Source organism: Nocardioides sp. NPDC087217, assembly GCF_044744805.1.
In the GTDB taxonomy this organism is placed as follows: domain Bacteria; phylum Actinomycetota; class Actinomycetes; order Propionibacteriales; family Nocardioidaceae; genus Nocardioides.
The window spans coordinates 1,474,097-1,493,165 of the sequence record NZ_JBIUZB010000001.1 but is presented as its reverse complement, the minus strand read 5'-3'; the positions used below and the strand labels follow the sequence as shown (position 1 = coordinate 1,493,165).

At 70.4% G+C, this 19,069-nt stretch carries 14 protein-coding genes; 5 read left to right on the top strand and 9 right to left on the bottom strand.

Annotated elements, in window-relative coordinates:
* Positions 1 to 3: 3 nt before the first annotated feature.
* Both ACIO3S_RS07245 and ACIO3S_RS07240 read right to left on the bottom strand, forming a co-directional pair.
* Entirely contained in the window at positions 4 to 624 is a 621-nt protein-coding gene (locus ACIO3S_RS07245; RefSeq protein ID WP_400460991.1) for a hypothetical protein, read from the bottom strand.
* Positions 625 to 743: 119 nt separating this feature from the next.
* The gene (locus ACIO3S_RS07240) at positions 744 to 3,038 is read right to left on the bottom strand and encodes a hypothetical protein (protein ID WP_400460987.1); all 2,295 of its coding nucleotides are present in this window, start codon (positions 3,036 to 3,038) and stop codon (positions 744 to 746) included.
* Positions 3,039 to 3,217: 179 nt separating this feature from the next.
* Between ACIO3S_RS07240 and ACIO3S_RS07235 the strand changes: the two genes are divergently transcribed.
* A complete protein-coding gene (locus ACIO3S_RS07235; RefSeq protein WP_400460985.1) occupies positions 3,218 to 4,369 on the top strand; it encodes a right-handed parallel beta-helix repeat-containing protein in 1,152 nt (383 codons plus the stop codon).
* Here ACIO3S_RS07235 and ACIO3S_RS07230 read toward each other — a convergent pair.
* Together ACIO3S_RS07230 and ACIO3S_RS07225 are read right to left on the bottom strand one after the other, a co-directional pair.
* On the bottom strand, positions 4,356 to 5,837 hold the full coding sequence (locus tag ACIO3S_RS07230) for a lipopolysaccharide biosynthesis protein (protein ID WP_400460983.1): 1,482 nt from the start codon (positions 5,835 to 5,837) through the stop codon (positions 4,356 to 4,358). The genes ACIO3S_RS07235 and ACIO3S_RS07230 overlap by 14 nt on opposite strands.
* A complete protein-coding gene (locus tag ACIO3S_RS07225) occupies positions 5,834 to 6,955 on the bottom strand; it encodes a glycosyltransferase family 4 protein (protein WP_400460981.1) in 1,122 nt (373 codons plus the stop codon). Before ACIO3S_RS07225 ends, ACIO3S_RS07230 begins: the two co-directional genes overlap by 4 nt.
* Before the next feature lie 171 nt (positions 6,956 to 7,126).
* Between ACIO3S_RS07225 and ACIO3S_RS07220 the strand changes: the two genes are divergently transcribed.
* Both ACIO3S_RS07220 and ACIO3S_RS07215 read left to right on the top strand, forming a co-directional pair.
* Positions 7,127 to 7,894 (top strand): CDP-alcohol phosphatidyltransferase family protein, encoded by a 768-nt coding sequence (locus tag ACIO3S_RS07220; protein ID WP_400460979.1) that lies wholly within the window; start codon positions 7,127 to 7,129, stop codon positions 7,892 to 7,894.
* Positions 7,891 to 9,789 (top strand): glycosyltransferase, encoded by a 1,899-nt coding sequence (locus tag ACIO3S_RS07215; RefSeq protein WP_400460977.1) that lies wholly within the window; start codon positions 7,891 to 7,893, stop codon positions 9,787 to 9,789. Before ACIO3S_RS07220 ends, ACIO3S_RS07215 begins: the two co-directional genes overlap by 4 nt.
* 653 nt (positions 9,790 to 10,442) lie before the next feature.
* Here ACIO3S_RS07215 and ACIO3S_RS07210 read toward each other — a convergent pair.
* Complete coding sequence (locus tag ACIO3S_RS07210) at positions 10,443 to 11,717, bottom strand: DUF222 domain-containing protein (protein WP_400460975.1); 1,275 nt, start codon at positions 11,715 to 11,717, stop codon at positions 10,443 to 10,445.
* 520 nt (positions 11,718 to 12,237) lie between these two features.
* On the opposite strand from ACIO3S_RS07210, the gene ACIO3S_RS07205 reads away from it, so the two are divergent.
* Positions 12,238 to 13,428 (top strand): MFS transporter, encoded by a 1,191-nt coding sequence (locus ACIO3S_RS07205; RefSeq protein ID WP_400460973.1) that lies wholly within the window; start codon positions 12,238 to 12,240, stop codon positions 13,426 to 13,428.
* Here ACIO3S_RS07205 and ACIO3S_RS07200 read toward each other — a convergent pair.
* Together ACIO3S_RS07200 and ACIO3S_RS07195 are read right to left on the bottom strand one after the other, a co-directional pair.
* Positions 13,425 to 14,543, bottom strand: a complete 1,119-nt coding sequence (locus ACIO3S_RS07200; protein ID WP_400460971.1) for a DUF1972 domain-containing protein — start codon at positions 14,541 to 14,543, stop codon at positions 13,425 to 13,427. The genes ACIO3S_RS07205 and ACIO3S_RS07200 overlap by 4 nt on opposite strands.
* Before the next feature lie 117 nt (positions 14,544 to 14,660).
* Complete coding sequence (locus ACIO3S_RS07195) at positions 14,661 to 15,959, bottom strand: glycosyltransferase family 4 protein (protein ID WP_400460969.1); 1,299 nt, start codon at positions 15,957 to 15,959, stop codon at positions 14,661 to 14,663.
* Positions 15,960 to 16,112: 153 nt separating this feature from the next.
* Between ACIO3S_RS07195 and ACIO3S_RS07190 the strand changes: the two genes are divergently transcribed.
* Positions 16,113 to 17,504, top strand: a complete 1,392-nt coding sequence (locus ACIO3S_RS07190) for an AMP-binding protein (RefSeq protein WP_400460966.1) — start codon at positions 16,113 to 16,115, stop codon at positions 17,502 to 17,504.
* Between the two features lie 62 nt (positions 17,505 to 17,566).
* On the opposite strand, the gene ACIO3S_RS07185 is transcribed toward ACIO3S_RS07190, so the two are convergent.
* A complete protein-coding gene (locus ACIO3S_RS07185; protein ID WP_350719830.1) occupies positions 17,567 to 17,833 on the bottom strand; it encodes a phosphopantetheine-binding protein in 267 nt (88 codons plus the stop codon).
* A gap of 33 nt (positions 17,834 to 17,866) precedes the next feature.
* Positions 17,867 to 19,069, bottom strand: a complete 1,203-nt coding sequence (locus ACIO3S_RS07180) for a pyridoxal-dependent decarboxylase, exosortase A system-associated (RefSeq protein WP_400460959.1) — start codon at positions 19,067 to 19,069, stop codon at positions 17,867 to 17,869.

The following is a 19,069-nucleotide window of genomic DNA, read 5'->3' as shown; positions in this document are numbered from 1 at the left end:
GGGTTATCGCTGGGGACGGCCCTTGAAGACCACCACGTCGGCGCCGTTGCCCAGATCGAGCTCGACGCGTACGGGGCGGGCTTCCTCGGGGATCTGGAAGACGTAGACGCCCTTGGCGGACTCGCCGTCGGCGACCGAGGCCGGGAACGGCACCTCGCCGTCGGAGGCGACGCTGACCGCCGGGGTGCGCTCAGGCCCGTAGTAGGCGTTGACCACACCGAGCGCGAGGTCGAGCTTCTTCCCGGTCTCGTTCTTCACCTTCACGGTGATCGCGAGGGCCGGGCCGCCGACCTCGCCGGGCAGGCTCGCCGTGGCCTGGACCGAGTCGATCCTGGCCAGCCGCGCCGTCACGCCCGGGGCCGAGGTCGCCTCGGCCTTCAGGCCGACCGCGCGGTTGTCGCCCGACGGCTTTCCCGGCTCCGACTCCTCCGACTCCTCTGACTCGGAGGACTTCTCCGACGGGGTCGCCGTCGAGGAGGGCGCCGCGGCCACCGTCGAGTCCGACCCGGGGTCGGCCGAGCCGGACGGGTGACGCACGATGAGCACGACCGCGACGCTCACCAGGACGAGGGCAGCGACGGCTGCCGCGACGTACATCCTCGAGCGCGGGACTTGACTGAGCATGGGGGATCTTCCGCGGGCGGGTCGGACAAAAGCATCGATTCAAAGACATTGGATTAAAGCCCAAGCCGGACGCCCATGGGGGGATCCGGACGCCTACTCCCCAAGATCGGGTATGCCTCCTACGGCTCGATCACCTTCAGGTCGTCATAACCGATCAGGACCGGCGCCGTGCCGATCGTCGAGGCACCGAAGCTGCGCAGCATGACCCCACCGGCGACCTGGTTCGCGAGGGTCGAATCGGAGAGCTCGTACGTCCAGCCCGACGGCTCCGCGGAGCCCGCCGGCCACACCTTGGTGCGCACGGTCGCCGGGGCGGTGCCGGTGACCTGGAGGCGGACCTTCAGCCGGTCGCCGGGCGCGACGCTCAGGCCCGGGACGACGTTGGCGCCGACGACCGGGGTGCCGCTGCGTACGAGATGGATGCCGACGGTGCCATCCGGGTTGAACCGGAGCCGCGAGGCGTAGTGGTTGGTGCCGGAGACGCGGGCGCCGAGGATCGACCAGACGTAGCCCGCGTCGGGCAGCCGGGACGCTCCGACGCTGACGGTGGCGTCGACGTCGGTCGCCGAGACCTCCTCGAGCCGGGACTCGGTCGTCCCACCCGGGGTGACCGAGTGCCAGCCGCGGCCCTCGGAGACCGAGAAGTTGCCGGCGGTGCCGGTGCGCGCCCAGGTGCCGCCGGTCTCGGCCGTGCCCCAGCCGCTCGCCTCGGCACGTCCGAAGGTGTCCGCGGCGACGACGCCCTCGGCCGGAGGTGCCGGCTCGCCGGCGACGTCGACGGTGACCCACTCGGTGGGCGACTGGTTGCCGAAGGCGTCCTCGGCGACGACACGGTAGCTCTGGGTGGTGCCCGGCGGCGCCGCGGTGTCGAGGAAGCTCTGCGTGGTCTGCTTCCAGAACGCCGCGGTGACAGCCTTGGTGTGGATCGGGGCGACATCGGTCGAGCCGCGGTAGACCTTGTAGGTCACAGTCGCGTTGTCCATGTCGGCGTTGCCGGGCCAGGTCAGCTTGACCTGGCCGTCGGCCGGCGAGGTCGCGGTGAGCCCGAACTCCGCGCCGGACATGGCCGGACCGACGTCGTTGGGGGCGATCGTGTTGACCGCGAATCGCGCCAGACCCTGCTGGGCGATCCCGTTGATCTTGAGGAACTCGCCGCCGTAGACGACGTAGTCGGCGTTGGCCGTCACCGTCCAGGGCGCCTGGTTGGCACCGGTGAAGGTGCCGGGGGTCCACTTCGGGTACCACTCCAGGAACTCCGGACGCGGGGTGCCGGGGTGGTCGGGGTAGCCGTAGATGTCGCGGGTGTTGGTGCCGCGTACGTCCTGGGTGACCGCCGTCGAGTGCTGGAAGCTGCGCGGGCTGGTCTCCGGGAAGCCGCCGGAGTTGCCGCAATAGTGCTTGTGGCTGGCCTGGTAGACCACGTCGGCGGTCGGCCAGATCGAGTAGGTGTCGCCATGGCAGTCCTCGAGCCAGGTCAGGCGGCCCGTGGCCCAGTCGGCCTTGAAGGTGCCCTCGGAGTTGCCGCCGCTGCCGTAGTGGTAGCCGCTGCCGTAGAAGCTGGTGCCGTCGCTCTCCAGGGCGAGGACCGCGGAGTTGCTGCCGGCGTCGCGGAACTCGGAGTTGACCGGCAGCGCCATCGAGGCACCGGTCGCGACCTTGATCCGGGCCAGGCCGTAGCCCGGGTTGGAGGATCCGTTGACTCGGGTGAAGTTGCCACCGATCACGATGTCGGCGCCGTCGGGCGAGACCACGACGTCCTGCACGGAACCGTTGGAGACCGTCGGGTTCATCGGCAGCAGCTGGGTGCCGGTGTCGCCGGGCCTTACCGCTGCCAGCTTCGTACGCGCGGTGTTGTCGGCCGAGGTGAACACGCCGCCGTAGAAGACCGCGTCGGCGGTCGCCGCGACCGCGTTGGTGGTCGAGTTGAAGATCGGGCGGAAGCTGGTCAGCGCGCCGGTGGCCAGGTTGATCGCCGCGCCGCGGTAGCGGTTGACCCCGTTGACCTGGGTGAAGCTGCCGGCGACATAGAGCAGCGTCTTGTCGGGCGAGAGCGCCATGTCCTTGACCTGGCCGTTGAAGCTCGGCGCGAAGCCGGGGATCAGCTCGCCGGTCGAGAGCCGGTAGGCCAGCATGTTGGACCGCGGCGTCTCATCCGTCCCCGCCGCTGCGCCCGCCGGGCGAGCCGAGGTGAAGTTGCCGCCGACGTAGACGATGTCGCCGACGATCACCTGCTTCCAGGCGACCCCGTCGATCTGCACCGTCGGGAGTACGTCGGCCGAGACCGTCTCCGGCAGCTCCGGGTCGACCGGCGCTGTGTCCGCCGTCGCCCCTCCCGACATGACCAGGCTGCTCACCCCGAGAACAGCTGCGACCGCCCCGGCCGCCAGCAGACGCCACTCGTGAATCCGCGTCATCATCCATCCCTGCACAAGGCGGCCACCTCGGCCGCGACACGGCAGTGTCGCGGACACACACGGTCATCCGCCCGTCAATCGCACTTCCGATCCCCTGAATCGGGTATGTGTGGGGACGCAAGCACCCAACGCTCGCAAACTGCGTGGTTCAGGGGGCAGACTCCCACACCGTCAGTTGGATGCAGAGTCCACAGGAAGGCGTACGTCTCTTGGCTGTCCCGTCCCGGGTCCTCCTCCTCGGTATCTCCACGGTCGCCACCGTGGTCGCGCTGGGCTCGACCTACGCGCTGACCTCCGGCCCCGCCGAGGAGCCCACGCCGCGTGCGGAGAGGAACTACGGCGATCTGCCGCCCGACGACTTCGGCGGACCGGTGACGCTGACGCCGTCCCCCTCGCCGTCGGTCTCTCCCTCTGCGTCCTCGACGCAGACGGCCAAGCCCTCGGACGGCGCGGACCCGAAGAAGCGGCCCACGGACTCGGGGAAGCCGAACCGCTCCGGCGACCGGCCGGGCGAGCAGGGACCGCGCGAGGGCGAGCCGCTGAGCTCACCGCCGGCGGGTGACGCTCCGGGGTCCGGGGACACCGGCGTACCTCCGAAGAAGAAGCTGCGCGTCCACCGCGGCGACCTGATCATCAGGACCCCCGGGAAGGTGGTCGACGGCCTCGAGGTGCACGGCCGGGTCAGCGTCGAGGCGCCGAACGTGACGATCCGCAACACCAAGGTGATCGTGCCGACGGGCTCGGAGACCGCCGGGATCTCCAACAACAACGGCGGGGCCGGGATGCTGGTCAGCAACGTCGAGGTGCTCGCCGAGAACGCCGCGCCGGGCGTCAACGGCGTGGTCGGCCGCGACTTCACCCTGGAGGACTCGGAGATCCACCACGTCACCGACCAGGTCCACATCACCGGCAGCAACGTGACGGTGCGCGACAACTGGTTCCACGACAACTACCACTTCGAGCGCGACCCCTACCAGGGCGGCGGTGCCTCCCACGACGACTCGATCCAGATCATCGGCGGCAGCAACATCACGATCGCGGACAACCGCTTCACCGGCGCCTACAACGCCGGGGTGCAGATCACCCAGAGCATCGGCGACGTCAACGGGGTCACGATCCGCGACAACCTCCTCGGCGGAGGCGGCTGCACCGTCAACATCGCCGAGAAGGGCCGGGGCCCGATCCGTGGCACGGTGATCCGCGACAACCGGTTCCTCAGCGACCAGCGCATCGACGGCTGCGCGATCATCCACCCGTCCTCGACGAAGATCACCCACTCCGGCAACGTCTGGGACGACTCCGGCCGTCCGGTGGCCCTCAGCCGCGGCTGACCTTCCGGGCCAGCGCGCCCCTCACGGTCACCACGAGCGACATCACGTCGCGGCGGATCGGCGGGACGAGCAGAAGCAGTGCGTACGCCGCGGCCCCGGCCACCACACAGACCGGCACCGTCACCGCGGGGTGCTGCCCGTGGAGGGCTTCGGCGGTGACGTACGCAGCGGCGGCGACCGACCCGGCGACGGTCAGGATACGGGCGGCACCGAGGTAGAGCGGGCCGACGCGGAGGCGGGTGCGGCGGGAGATCCACCACAGCGACAGCGGCCACTCCAGGAGATGGGCGGTCGCGTAGCCGACCGCGACGCCGGTGATCCCGTACTGCACCCCGACGAGCACGCAGACGACCTTCAGAACGGAGGCCACCAGCGTGTAGTGGCGCAGCTCGGTGGTCAGCCCGTGGGCGAGATAGACCCAGTAGCCGACGTAGGCCAGCGTCTGGAACAGGCCGGCACAGGCAAGCAGGGCGAACACACCGGCGACGTCCCAGCCGGGTCCGAGGAAGAGGGCGCAGACCGGTGCGGCGGCGCCCGCGACCAGGCCGAGCCCGGCGCCGAGGCTGTAGCCGAGCGCGACCTGGCCGCGCTGCACGAACCGCTGGGTCAGCGCCGGGTTGTCGCGGATCCGGCTCAGCACCGGCAGCGCCACGGTGGTGGTGGGGCCGCGCAGCTGGACCAGCGGGTTCATCAGCAGCTGCCAGGCGCGGTTGTAGGAGCCGAGCTGGTCGGCACCCAGGCGGGTGCCGATGAGCACGGAGTCGATGTTGCTGGCGGCGTAGTTGATCAGCTGGGTTCCGGCCAGTGACCAGCCGAAACGCAGGAACCCGCCCATCTCCACGCCGCGCCGCGGGCGCCCGGGCAGCCAGCCGGCGAACGCCGCGACGGCGACCAGGGCGACCGCGCCCTGGACGAGCTGCTGGATGACGAGGGCCCAGTAGCCGGCGCCGTTGGCTGCTGCGTACGCCGCGATCCCGAGAGCCAGCAGCGGCGCCAGGGTGGTGGCCACGGCGAGCCTTGCGAAGAGCATCCGGCGGGTGAGGTCGGCGCGGTACTGCGCGCCCATGCCGTTGAGGACGAAGATCCCCGACATCGCGGCGGTCAGGGCTGTCAGGGCCGGCTCGTCGTAGAGGGCGGCGACGAGCGGTGCGGCCGCGATGACGACGAGCGCGAGGCCGACGCCGAGGGCGGTGTTGAGCCACCACAGGTTCGACTGCTGCGCCCGGGTGAGCACCTTGGCCTGGATCGCGGCGGTCGAGAGCCCGAGGTCGCGGAAGATCTCGGCGACCGCGACGACCGCCAGCACCATCGCGACCAGGCCGTAGTCCCGAGGGCTGAGCAGCCGCGACAGCACCGCGACGGAGGCGACCTGGACCAGGATGCGTACGCCCTGGCCGCCGAGCACGACCAGACCGCCGCGCGTCGCGCTTCTGCCGAGTCCGGAGTGGGGGTTGTCGGTCACCGTCACCCGAGGACCTCGGCCGCGATCTCCTCGCGGTAGCGCTCGGCGCCGAAGCGCTCCTCGGCGTCCTTGCGGCCGGCGGCGGCGAGCTCGGCGGCGAGAGCGGGATCGGTGGCGAGCCGCTGGATCGCGTCGGCGAGGTCGTTCGCGTCATCGGGGGTCACGAGGAGGCCGGTCTCGCCGTCGGTCACGATCTCGGCCAGGCCCTGCACCCGGCTCGCGATCAACGGGCGCTCGGCGAGCAGCGCCTCGACCGCGACGTTGCCGAAGGGCTCGACGCGCGAGGGCACCAGCACCACGTCGGCCCGCTCGAGCTCGCCCGCGGGCTCGGCCACATAGCCCAGGAAGTCGACGCTGCCGGCCAGGTCGCCTACGGCGGCGCGCTCGCGGAGCTCCTGCTCGAACCACTCGTAGCCCGCGAACACCGACCCGCAGACCCGCAACCGGGCATCGATCCCCCGCCGGCGTACCTCGGCGAGCGCTTCGAGCGCCACGTCGGTCCCCTTGCGCGGCGAGAGCCGCCCGACCAGCACCAGCCGCAGCGTCTCGTTCGGCCTCCGGCTGCGTGCCGCCGCCACGGACTCCGGCCCCGGGACGCCGTTGTAGACGACGGTCGTACGCCGCTCCAGCACCTTCACCGTGTGCGTGAGGACGTCGCGCGATGCCCGCGAGTTGGCCACCACCCGGGTGGCCAGCAGGAGCGGAGCGGTCAGGGCGAGGCGTACGGGCTTCGGCTGGTCGTCCTCGGCCTCGTGCACGTGGCAGACGACGGGGACGCGGGCCGCGCGCGCGACGACGATCCACCACGGGATCGTCACGGTGTTGACCAGCAGCCGGCTCGGCCGGACCCGCCGCCACAGCAGCGCCGCACGGACCCAGAAGACCATCAGCGCCGCGGCAAGCCGGACCAGTCCGACGGGGCTGAGGTAGGCCTTGCGCAGCACCGGGAAGGCCATCACCTCGACGCTCGCGCCGGCGCCCTCGAGCAGCGGGAGGAGCGGTCCATGTTCGGGTACGACGACGGTGATCCGCTGTCCCGCCTGGTGCAGCCCACGCACCGTCTCGACCAGCTGAAGATCGGAACCGTAGACGTCCGGCGACGGGTGGGCGACCAACAAACGCATGATGGGCAACGGTATGTCACCAGGACGGCCCGGGCCGAAGGTCCTGACAAAGTCCTACCCAGATCTGGGGAGTGGACGCGCTTCGTGCCCTACGACGATCGAGGGTCACCTAAGGTCCGCATGTCCAACCCCTCCCCCACGTGTGCACGTATGAGCGAAGCAGGATCGAGCATGGCCGCGACCGGCGCCGAACGCGCCTCAGCCGGGTTCCGTGCACATCTGGAGGCGCTGGCTCAGGCACAGAAGCCCTCACTCAACACCGCGGCCTACTCGCGGCTGGTCAATCGGCCCGCCGGCCGGGTCGTCGCCGCGGCCGCCCACACCGTCGGGGCGAGCCCCAACCAGGTGACGGCGGTGAGCGCGACGCTCTCGGCGGCCGGCCTGGCGGTGCTCGCGATGGTCGAGCCGCGCTGGTGGACCGGGATCCTGGTCGCGGTGCTGCTGGCCGCGGGCTATGTGCTCGACTCCTCCGACGGGCAGCTCGCCCGGCTGCGTGGCGGCGGGTCGCGCTCGGGCGAATGGCTCGACCACACCATCGACTGCTTCAAGACCGCCAGCCTGCATCTGGCGGTGCTGGTGTCCTGGTATCGCTTCGGTCCGGTCACCGACGGCTGGCTGCTGGTGCCGCTGGGCTTCGAGGTGGTTGCCGTGGTCACGTACTTCGGGTTGATCCTGATGCCGACGCTGCGCCCGGCCCCTGTGAGCGGGCCTCCCGGATCGCCCGCATCGGTCCACGAGAACCCGCTGCGCAAGTGGGCGCTGCTGCCGATGGACTACGGCGCGCAGTGCTGGATGTTCGTGCTGCTCGGTTTCGGGGCGGTCTTCACCTGGGTCTACGCCCTCGTCTTCGTCTGCAACGCCGCCGCGCTGGCCATCGCGCTGCGCAAGTGGTGGCGTGAGCTGCGCGTGCTCGACGGCTCGGTGGAGGTCTCGTCGTGAGCGAGCTCTCCCGGCTCGCCGTGGTGGTGGTCAGCTACGGCGATCCCGCCCTGCTGGAGCGGCACACGACCCAGGTCGCCGCCGCGCTCGGGCCGGCCAGGATCGTCGTCGTCGACAACCACTCGACCGACGCCCATCGCGACGCGGTCCGGCAGCTCTGCGACCGCGGGGGCTGGACCGGCGTCTTCCCCGGCACCAACACCGGCTTCGGCGCCGGCTGCAACCTGGGCGCCGCGGCTGCGCTGGCCGATGGGGCCGAGGTGCTGCTCTTCCTCAACCCGGATGCCACGATCGACGCCGAGTCGGCCGTACGCCTCATGGCCGCTGTCGAGGCCGAACCGCTGCTGCTCGCCGGGCCGACGGTGCTCGGCCCGGACGGTGAGGTCGCCTCCGCGGGTCTCGATCTCGACCTGGACACGGGCGCGATGCGCCCCTGGCGACGCCGCACCGAGCACCCGGAGGCGGACACTCTGCCCTGGGTCACCGGGGCCTGCATCGCGGTCACACGTGAGCTGTGGGAGCGGCTGTCCGGCTTCGACGAGCGCTACTTCCTCTACTGGGAGGACGTCGACCTGTGCGCCCGGGTCCAGGCGCTCGGCGGCCGGGTCGCGGTCATCGACGGGGCCACGGCGATCCACTCCGGCGGCGGCACCCAGCGCCTGGAGGGTTCCCGCGCCAAGTCGCCGGCCTACTACTACTTCAACATCCGCAACCGCGCCCTCTTCGCGCGGACCTGGCTCAGCCAGGAGCGGCAGCAGGCCTGGCGTCGCGGGGCCTTCGGGGCTGCGTACGAGATCCTGATGCGAGGTGGCCGCCGACAGCTCCTGCACCCGGTACGACCGGTCTCCGCGGTCCTGCGCGGGCTGCGCGACGGGCGCCGCGACCGCCCGGTACGGGTCCTGGAGTCGGCCCGAGAGCTGCGCGCGACGACCAACCCCTACATCGTCCAGCTCATCGAGACCCTGGATCGGCGCGACGACACCGAGGTCGTGCTGTTCGGCTTCGCCCGGGCCATCGTGGGCCGCTACGACGTCTTCCACGTGCACTGGCCCGAGCTGCTGCTGACGTCGGCACGTACGCCGCTGCGCCGGCTGGCCCGCCGCCTCCTCACCACCGCGTTCATCACCCGTCTCCGGCTGACCCGGACTCCGGTCGTACGCACCTGGCACAACCTCGTCCGACCCAACGGCCTGAGCCGCTGGGACCACCGGCTCCTCGACGCCCTCGAGCGCCGCACCAGGCACGTCATCCGGCTCACCGACCAGACCGCTCCCCCGCTCGACGTACCGACCTCGACGATCGTCCACGCCCACTACCGCGACTGGTTCGAGCCCGTGATCGAGGCGCTCGAACCCATCGAGCCGGTCGACAGTCGGGTGCTCTACTTCGGCCTGATCAAGCCCTACAAGGGCGTCGAACAGCTCCTGGAGGCGATCGCCGACAGCCCCGAGGCAGAGCTCGACGTACGCCTCGTCGGCTCCCCCTCCGACCCCGCTCTCGCCGACCGCGTCCGTGCTGCCGCAGCCGCCGACGCCCGGATCAGCGCCGACCTGAGCTACGCCGACGACCCCACCCTGGCCGCCGAGATCGCCGCCGCCACGTTGGTGGTACTGCCCTACAAGGCCATGCACAACTCCGGCGCCCTCCTGCTCGCACTCTCCCTCGACACCCCGGTCCTGGCCCCCGACAACGAGGTCAACCGTCGCCTGGCCGAGGAGGTCGGCGAAGGCTGGCTCCACCTCTTCGAAGGCACCCTCACCATCGAGGACCTGGAGCGTGCGTTGAAGGCCGTCACCGCCAATCCGCCCGCCGGGCGTCCCGATCTATCGGCGCGCGAATGGCCGGAGTCGGCCGCACTCCACGCCGCCGCGTTTCGGGTTTCGTTGTATCCGTAGATCGTCGCGACGCTCGATTCTTGGGTGGCGACGAGACGGGTTGTACGTCGTCGGGGTGCAGGTCGTCGACCGTTGCTGGGTGGTTGGTGTTTGCCGCCGACCCTTTCGAGGAGGGTGTTCTCGCCGAATCCCGGAGTCAAGGACGGCCTTCGGCCGCCGGCTTCGCCGGTCGCCTCCGGCGATCCTTGACACCGGGATCCGTCGAGAATTTTGGCTGGCTATCGGGTCGGCGGCAGGGTCTGGCGCAGCGGATTCAGTTGGGTGCGGGCTTGGGGGCTGTGGCTGGCCGTGCGCCGGTGGATCGTGCCTCGTGGGTGCCTACGGCAGTGGGCGTGACCTTGTGAACCGTTCACAAGGTCACCGTCGCTCTGGCCGGGTCGGGGTCGGTCAAGGCAGGTCATCAGTTCCCCACTGATCCGAAGAGTTCCCCACGGGCGCAGAGGATCCCCACCCTCCGGAGCGTGGGGAACCTCCACTGCAGTGGGGAAGTGTCCCCGCCAGTAGGTAGGTGGCGAGTACGGAGTCAAGGGCTCTGGCCGGAATGCTCGGTGGGTACCGGGACGGGCGGGTTTCAGCAAGAGCTGAAACCGGTCGCCGGCTGGGGTCCTCGCCTCGCGGCCGGGACCCGGTGAAGTGATGCCCCGCCCAGCCAGCTAGGGGCGACGGGTGAATCGGATGGTCCCGTCGGGTAGCCGCTCATGGGTATAGCCGGGTGCGTGGGCGAGGCGGTGATGGTGGGGACAGAGCAGCGCACCGGCCTTCAGATCTGTCTTCCCACCGGCGGCCCACGGGTCTAGATGGTGCGCGTCGCACCACTCCGGTGGCATGTCACACCCCTCGGCCTGGCAACACTTCTGCTGCAACCGCAACGCTTTGCGCTGGATGGGCTGGAAGAACCTGCTGCCCCTACCAGCATCGAGAACCTCACTGTCGCCACCCAACACCCAGGGGATGATCGTGGCGTTGCACGCCATCCTCCGTGCCTCCGCCGCGGAGATGGTGGCCCCGTCGGTCTCGTCATAGCCCAGGGTGGCGATGCCGAGGTCCTTACGGAGCTCCTCCAGGCTGATCACAACGTTGACCACGGTGGCGTCGCCACCGTGACGAGGCAGCGCGGCTGGGTCGATGGTCTCCAGGAGCCGGGCGAAGCCTTGTCCCATGAGTCGTTCCCACGGCGGCAACGGAGCACCTTTGGCGACGAGCTGTTGTTTGCGGGGCTGTGCCCAGGCCTCGACCAGCCGTTTGAACCTCATCCCGATCGATGTCGGCAGGACGCCGTCGAAGCCGACGGTGCCGTCGTGGTTGTCCCACACCCGCAACGCGGTCTTCTGCTGAGCCCGTTCTTCTTCAGCGAGGAGGGCTTTGGCTTCGGCGTCCTCGAACCGGGCCGGGTCGATCTCACACAGGATCCGTCGTCCGACGATGCGGAGCTCGTTCGCGGTCAACCGAGAGGCGTAGTCAACGAGAAGCTTCTCCGCCAGGACCAGGTCCTCGGCACTCGCGACCGGGTCAGCCTCGATCTTGTCCAACGCCTGGGTGATCACCCGGGCCTTGTCCTGGGACACCACACCCTCGGCCAGGCCGTCAGCCACGAGGCCGTACTTCGTGACTGCCGCAGCGAGTTTCACCTGGGAGCGAGCCACAGCTTTGTCGACGAGGAGTTCGGTCCGCATCCATCCGGAGGCGTCCTTGGCGCCGGTCTCCTCGGCGATGTCGCCAGCAGATGCGAGCACCCGGAGTCTGACGGCGGCCAGCTTGGCCTGGAGCTTCTCCAGCCGCTCCAGGGAGTCCTTCTTCTGCCCGGTGCGCCAATAGGCCGGATCCCGGGTCAGCAGTCGATCGAGGGAGGATTCGATGGCGCTCAGTTCTACGTCGATCGCGTCACCGGGGTTGGTGTCCCAGTGGTTTGTGTCGCGTTCGAGACTCATCGCCATCCCTCCCTTCAAAGAGGTGTTGTGATGGGTCTGATTCTACGCTTTCAACGCCTGGCTGGCTATCTATTTTCCCTGGTCAACTACTGTTTTCGCGGTGAGCGAACGGCCTCGTTTCTGTGGATGATAAGTGGCCCGAAGGGCCACCCTCACACCCCATCAACCTCACCCGTCCCAAGGAAGATCCCGCTGCGCCACACCCGGGCCGCCGCCCCGATAGCCAGCCAAATCTTTCTCGCCGGGCCCCGGTGTCAAGGACCGCGAAGCGGCCGGCGAAGCCGGCGGCCGAAGGCCGTCCTTGACTCCGGGGCCCGGCGAGAAGACCCTCGAAAACGGGTCGGCGGCCCCGACCACCTCCGAGCGAAACGTCCCGGCAGGGAGAGCTCTCGGCACCCCAAACCAGCAAAGCCACCGTGTTGGTCTCGACACGCCTCCGCCTAGCGGCTCCGGCGGCTCGACCATCGGAGCGGGGAGGTCTCGACCAGCGGGGACACAAGTCCTTTACTAACCTGAACACGTGCCCCCAGACCCCACACGCCCACCATTTTGGATCTCGGTCGCCTCGTTCGTGAGCAGCTTCGACCGGTTCGTGGTGAGCCCGATCCTGGTCCTGGTCGCGGCGACGTTCGAGGTCTCCGTGGGGCAGGCGGTGGCGATCGCGAGCGGCTACTACCTGGCGTACGGCCTCAGCCAGCCGTTGTGGGGCGCCCTCTCGGACCGGTTCGGACGGGTGCGTCTGATGCAGGGGGCGCTGGTCGGGGCGGGGATCGCGGGACTCGTCTCAGCGGCGGCCCCGAACCTGATCACTCTCGTCGTCGTGCGAGTCGTCGCGGGAGCGTTCTTCGGGGCGATCGTGCCGACCTCACTGACGTACGTCGGGGACACCGTCTCCGCGACCCACCGGCAGCGGGCGCTCTCGGACCTGATGGCCGCGATGGCGGTCGGGACCGCGCTGGCCGCAGCGGCCGCGGGGATCACCGGCCAGCTGGCCGGGTGGCGGGTCGTGTTCGCGGTGCCGGCGGTCGTGGCGCTGATCAGCGCCTGGGGTCTGCGCTCGCTCGCCGAGCCGCCGCGCGCGACGAACCAAGGAGTGGGGGCGTCGTTCCGGGCGGCGCTGAGCAACCGCTGGGTGATGGTGGTCGGGCTGCTCGTCTTCGTCGAGGGTGGCTTGGTCCTGGGCGTACTCACCCTCCTCGCCCCTGCGCTGCAGGCTCAAGGTGTCGACGCAGCGCGAGCCGGCCTGGCGGCGGCTGCGTACGGCATCGCGGTCCTGCTCTCCTCGCAGGTCCTCAAGGCTCTCACCCGACGGCTCCCACGCTGGGCGCTGATGGCGATCGGAGGCGTCGCCCTGACCGCCGGGTACGCCGCCGCGACCGTGACGGTCTCGGTGCCCACCATCGTCGGCATCGTCGTGATGCTCGGGATCACTTGGGCCTTCCTGCACACCTCGCTGCAGACCTGGGCCACCTCGATCGTCCCCGAGGCGCGCGGCACCGTCGTCGCCTGCTTCGCCGCCTCGCTCTTCATCGGCAGCTCCATCGCCGCCGTCATCGCCGGGCCGGCCGCGGACCACAACCAGTGGCACACCCTCTTCACAGCCTGTGCCGTCAGCGCCGCGGTCCTCACCGTCGCTTGCGTCCTCGCGTACCGCGCCTACACCGCCCGCGAGACGGCACCGAGAGGCGCGGACATCGCCACCGACGTCTAGGAGCGCAGGTGGGCGCGGATGAGCTGCTCGTACTGGTCGGTGATCCGGCTCCAGGTGAACTCGGCGGAGTGACGGGCACGGGCGTGGCCGGACAGCGACGCCGCCAGCTCGGGCTCGGACAGCAGCCGCTCCAGCGCCGCCACGATGCTGGCCTCGTCGGAGAAGTAGAGAGCAGCCTCGCCGGCGACCCAGCGGTTGTAGCGGTTGTCGTGGGCGATCACGGCGTTGCCGCAGCCGAGTGCCTCGACCAGGGAGGGGTTGGTGCCGCCGACCTGATGACCGTGGACGTACGCGACGGAGTGGAAGCGCAGTGCTGAGACGATGTCGGTGTCGTAGATCGCGCCGAGGAAGACAACCTCGTCGCTGGCCGCCTCGAGGACGGCGCGCTGGTAGGAATCCGCCGGATCATAGGTCCCCAGGACGACCAGCTTCCGACCCCAGCGGCGGCTGGAGAAGGCCCGGACGACCTCGAGGATGCTGTTCTCCGGCACCGGCCGGGCGACCAGCGTCAGATACGAAGCCGGCTCCAGCCCGTGGTCGAGCACCGCCCACTCGGGAGCGTCGACGACGCTGGGGGCGCCGTAGGCGATCGTGGTGATCTTCTCCGCCGGCACCCGGGTCGCCAGGTGGCGCGCGATCTCGGGGTGGTCGGCGATGAGGTGGTCACCCAGCCAGCAGGCGGCCCGCTCCTGGGTCCACAGGAACGCCTTCTCGGGGCCCGACCAGCGGGCCCGCTTCCACTCGATGCCGTCCATGTTGATGATGTTGGGCACGCGGCGGGAGCGCAGCACCGCGTTGAGCGCGCCGGTGTTGTAGCCGAACGTCACGCACAAACTGCCGTCCACCTCGGCCTCCCGGGCTGCGTGCCGCACCGCGCCGACGTCGAACTCGATCGTCCCGCGCGGACCGTCGTGCCGGGCCGGCACGTGGACGCGCTCGATGCCCTTCCACGAGTCGATCCGAAGATCCGCGTGCGGCTCGTCGTCCTGGCAGTAGACGACGACTCGCCAGCCGCGGTCGACCAGGTCCAGGCCGATGTTCTCCACCGCGGTCTCGAAGCCGCCGTGGGCAGCGGGCACACCACGGGTGCCGAGCATCCGTACAGTGGGGGTCACGTGGGGTTGACTCCTAGTTTCTAGGAGCCGATGGCCCCTATTTTCAACACAAGGAGCCATCCAAGGGGATCCGCAGGGACAGCGGACCCGAAGTCGGGGTCATATACCCCAAATCGGTTACGTCACCGCAGGTCCGCGAGTGAGCACGAACTGGCGAAGCGCGTCCGGGTCGTCCAGATCGACGTACTCGAACCCCTCGACCGCCTTCGGCGCCTCGCCGATCGCGCACATGGAGTCGTAGACCTGCACGTACGCCGCCGACTGCGGGCCCCAGTCGAGCACCTTCGCCGCGCGCTCCCGCGCCCGCAGGGCCAGCTCGACCCGCAGCTCGGGATCGTCCAGCAGCGACTCGACCGCGTCGGTGAACGCGGCCACGTCCCCGGAGGGAACGAAGAGCGCGGCGTCCTCGGCGGAGACCCGCGTCTCGACCAGGTCGAAGGAGACCGACGGCAGGGCGTACGCCATGTACTCCATCGTCTTGTTCATCGTCGAGACATCGTTGAGCGGCGTCTTCAGGTCAGGGCACAGGCCGATGGCGGCGGCGCTGAGGTGCCGAGCGATCAGCGCCGCGCCGGCCCGGCCGGTGAAGGTGACGACATCGTCGAGGCCTAGCTCGGTGCAGCGCCGCTTGAGGTCCTCGAGGCAGTCGCCGAAGCCCATCAGCACCGCGTCGACATCGCTGCGGCCGCGCCGGTGGACGAGTTCCTCCATCACCTCCAGCACCGTGTCGACGCCGTCCTGGGGACCCATGATCCCGAGGTAGACCAGGGTGTGGCGGTCGGCGTGGAGCGCCGGGTCATGGGGCCGCACCGGACGCATCACCGAGGTGTCCGGTCCGCTGCGGACCACGGTCACGTCCTCGGGAGCCATCCCGCCGCGGGTGATCGCGACCTTCCGGTAGGACTCGTTGGTCGAGATGACCTGGTCGGCGGTGGCGTACGTCTGCTTCTCGAGCCAGCGCAGCGCAGCCAGCTGGGCGCGACCGGACAGGGACGTCGGGGTGCCGAACCGGGAGAGGAAAAGCTCGGGGTTGAGATCGTGCTGGTCGAAGACGAACCGGACGCCGCGGCGCTTCCAGATGCGAGCCAGCAGCCAGTAGGTGTCGGGCGGGTTGCACGCCTGCATGATCGCGAACGGACGGTCCCGCCAGACCTTGTTGGCCAGCAGCGCGGTGCGGATCCAGCAGTAGACGAACTCGAGCAGATAGCCGAGCACACCGCGGGCCTGCGGCGCGGGCCGGTACTTGTAGATGCGTACGCCGCCGAGCTGCTGGCGCCCGGGATCGCCGGGGCCCTTCGGGCAGATCACGCTGACCTCGTAACCGCGCGCGACCAGCGCCTGGCACTCCAGCCAGACACGTCGGTCCAACGGCACGGGGAGGTTCTGGACAATGATCAGCACGTGCGTCTTTGCCACGCCATGTCTCTGCTGGGCTGCGTTGACCATGTGAGAAGCGTTGAGCGTGCCGAGACCGGCTTGTCGGGCATGTGCGGGCATATCCCCGAATCCGGGGATCGTGAGTGGCGACGCCGGTGCCGGAGCGGCCAGCGGCTCCTAGCCTCGCATCCTGTGAACCCGCTGGCCGAGCGAATCCGATCCGTACGCACCCGACCCCGGTCGCAGGCCGTGATCGCGGACCGGCGCACGTCGGTGGGTGCGGACGGGCTGGTCGGCGCGGCCGAGGAGCTGCGGCTCGCCCTCGTCGCGGCCGCCGGTGTCCCGCGGCCGCTGGTCGCGGTGTCGCTGCCGCTGTCCACCGACGCCGTCGTCGCGCTCGTGGCCGCGATCCTCGGCGATCTCTCGGTCTGCTTCGTGGACCCGTCGGCCGCCGAGGAGCACCGCCGGTCCCTCCTCCAGGCGCTGCATCCCGACGTGGTGCTCGACCGGTCGGGGATCCGGGCCGTCGCGTCGTCATCGTCCTCGTCTCGGGAGGCACTGGAGGCCGGGTACGTCGCGATGTCCTCCGGCTCCACGGGCGGTGGCCCCAAGGGCGTGCTGTCGTCCTGGGCCGGCATCGACGCCTTCGTCCCGCACGGCGCGGCCGTGCTCGACCTCGACGCCTCCTCGGTGTGGGCCGAGGTCTCGCATCTCTCCTACGACCTGGCGATGACCAACCTGCTTGTCGCCCTGGCCGCCGGCTCCTCCCTCCACCTCTCCGGTTCGCTGGGCGACCGGCTCCGGCCGCTCGGCTTCTGCGCCCGCGTCGAGGCGACGCACCTGCGGCTGGCTCCCCGGTTCATCGACCTCGCGGCCGCCGAGCGGATCGACGGAGCCCCGCGGACCCTGCGGGTCTGGGGCTCCGGCGGCGACCGGCTCTCCGCCGCCGACGCCCAGCGCGTCTTCGACCTCGGCGTCGCGACCGTCGTCAACACGTACGGCACCAGCGAGACGATCGGGTTCGCCAGCGCCGCCCGGTTCGATGCCGGCGACGAGCTGTCGACGGTCCATGGCGCGGTCGGGATCGGGCGCGGGGCGGTCGGGGCGTGGCGTACGTCATTGCTTCCCAACGAGGCCGCCGACATGCTGGCCATCGAGTCGCCGCACCTGCCCGGCGGCTATCTCTTCGGCAACCCGAACGGGGAGTTCCCGCGCTGGGAGGGCCGGGAGCGGGTGCTCACCGGCGACGTCGGCGCCCGGCGCGGCGAGGAGCTCTTCTGCCTGGGCCGCGCGGGGCGTCGGGTGAAGCGCAGCGCGAGCTTCGTCGACCTGGACGCGCTCGACGCCGAGGTGAAGCAGGCCTTCGGCCTGGCCACCTTCACCGCCGCCACCCCCGAGGGCGGCCTGGTCAGCCTCGTCGAGGGCCCCGGTGCTGATCTCGGCGATCTCCGCCGGCGGCTCCCGACGGTCCTGCGTCCCGACTCGGTCCCGGACGTACTCGTCCCCGTCGCCCAGCTCCCCCGCCTCGGGAACGGCAAGATCGACCAGGCCGCCGCTCAGCTCCTCGCTGCCACCGCTGGTTGAGCCACGCTGGTCGAGCCGCGAGCGCCAGCGAGCGTGTCGAGACCAGCGGGGCCGACCGGCGGTCAACCGATCTGCGCGCGCACGTACTCCGCCAAGGACCCGACGGACTCGAAGACCTCGGCGTTGATGTCGTCCTCGTCCATCTCGAACCCGAAACGTTCCTCCAGGACGGTGATCAGCTCGACGAGCGCGAGCGAGTCGAGCTCGGGCAGGGAGCCGAAGAGCAGGGTGTCCGCGCTCAGCGTGCCGGCGCTGTGATCGGTGCCGATCACCTCGGTGATCGCCTCGCCGACCCCGTCGAGGGTCGCTTCGGTGGTGTCGATGGTCATGGGGACTCCTTCGGGTTCAACGGGTTCAGGGACTCAGACGAGCACTTCGAGCGGCGCCGGGTGGCTCAGGAAGGCGGTGGGGCTGGCGGTGAGGCCGTACGCCCCGGCCTGGTGGACTAGGACGAGGTCGCCGACCTCGGCGCGCGGCAGGCTCACCTTGTCGCCGAGCAGGTCCAGGGGCGTGCAGAGGCAGCCGACGACCTGCACGGTCTCCTCCACCGCCTCGGCATCACCGGCAGCCGGGGCGACCGAGATCGGGTAGTTGCGGCGGATGACCTGGCCGAAGTTGCCGGAGGCGGCGAGCTGGTGGTGCATGCCGCCGTCGACGATCAGGAAGGTCTTGCCGCGGGAGATCTTGCGGTCGACGACCCTGGTCACATAGACCCCGGCCTCACCGACCAGATAGCGGCCGAGCTCGATGACGACCTGCGCGGACGGCAGCGAAGGACGTACCCGGGTGGCCAGCAGCTCCTCGAGGCGTGACCCGACCAGCGGGAGGTCGAGGGGCTGGTCCTGGGTGTAGTACGGGATGCCGAAGCCGCCGCCGATGTTGAGATAGGTCATCGCCTCCGGAAGGTCACCGGACAGCCGCAGGACGAGGTCGACGGTGCGCTCCTGAGCCTCGGCGAGGATCTCGGCGTGCAGGTTCTGGGAGCCGGAGAAGACGTGGAAGCCGGCCACCTCGACGTCGCGGTCGTGCAGCGTCTTGAGCAGCAGCGGCACCGTCTCGGCGTCGACTCCGAACTGCTGGGCGCCGCCGCCCATCCGCATCCCGGAGCCCTTGACCTCGAAGTCCGGGTTGACCCGCACCGCGACCCGCGGCCGGATCCCGAGCCGTTCGGCGGCCTCGACCAGGCGGTCGGCCTCGAGCGGCGACTCGATCTCGACGAGCACCCCGGCCGCGACGGCCTGGGTCAGCTCCGCGACCGACTTCCCCGGTCCCGCGAAGCTCACCTCACCCGGCGCCATCCCGGTGTCGAGCGCCACCCGCATCTCCGCCCCCGAGGCGACGTCGAGCGCGTCGACGGCCCGGGCCAGATGCTGCACCACCGCGGGCATCGGGTTGGCCTTGACCGCATAGCTCAGGCGCACATCCCCGGGCAGCGCCTCGCGCAACGAGGCGACCCGGGCATCGATCGCGGCCCGGTCGTAGGCGAAGAACGGCGTCGAGCCGACCCTCTCCGCCAGCAGCCGCACGGGTACGCCCCCGACGGCTAGGCCCCCAACGTTCGGCAT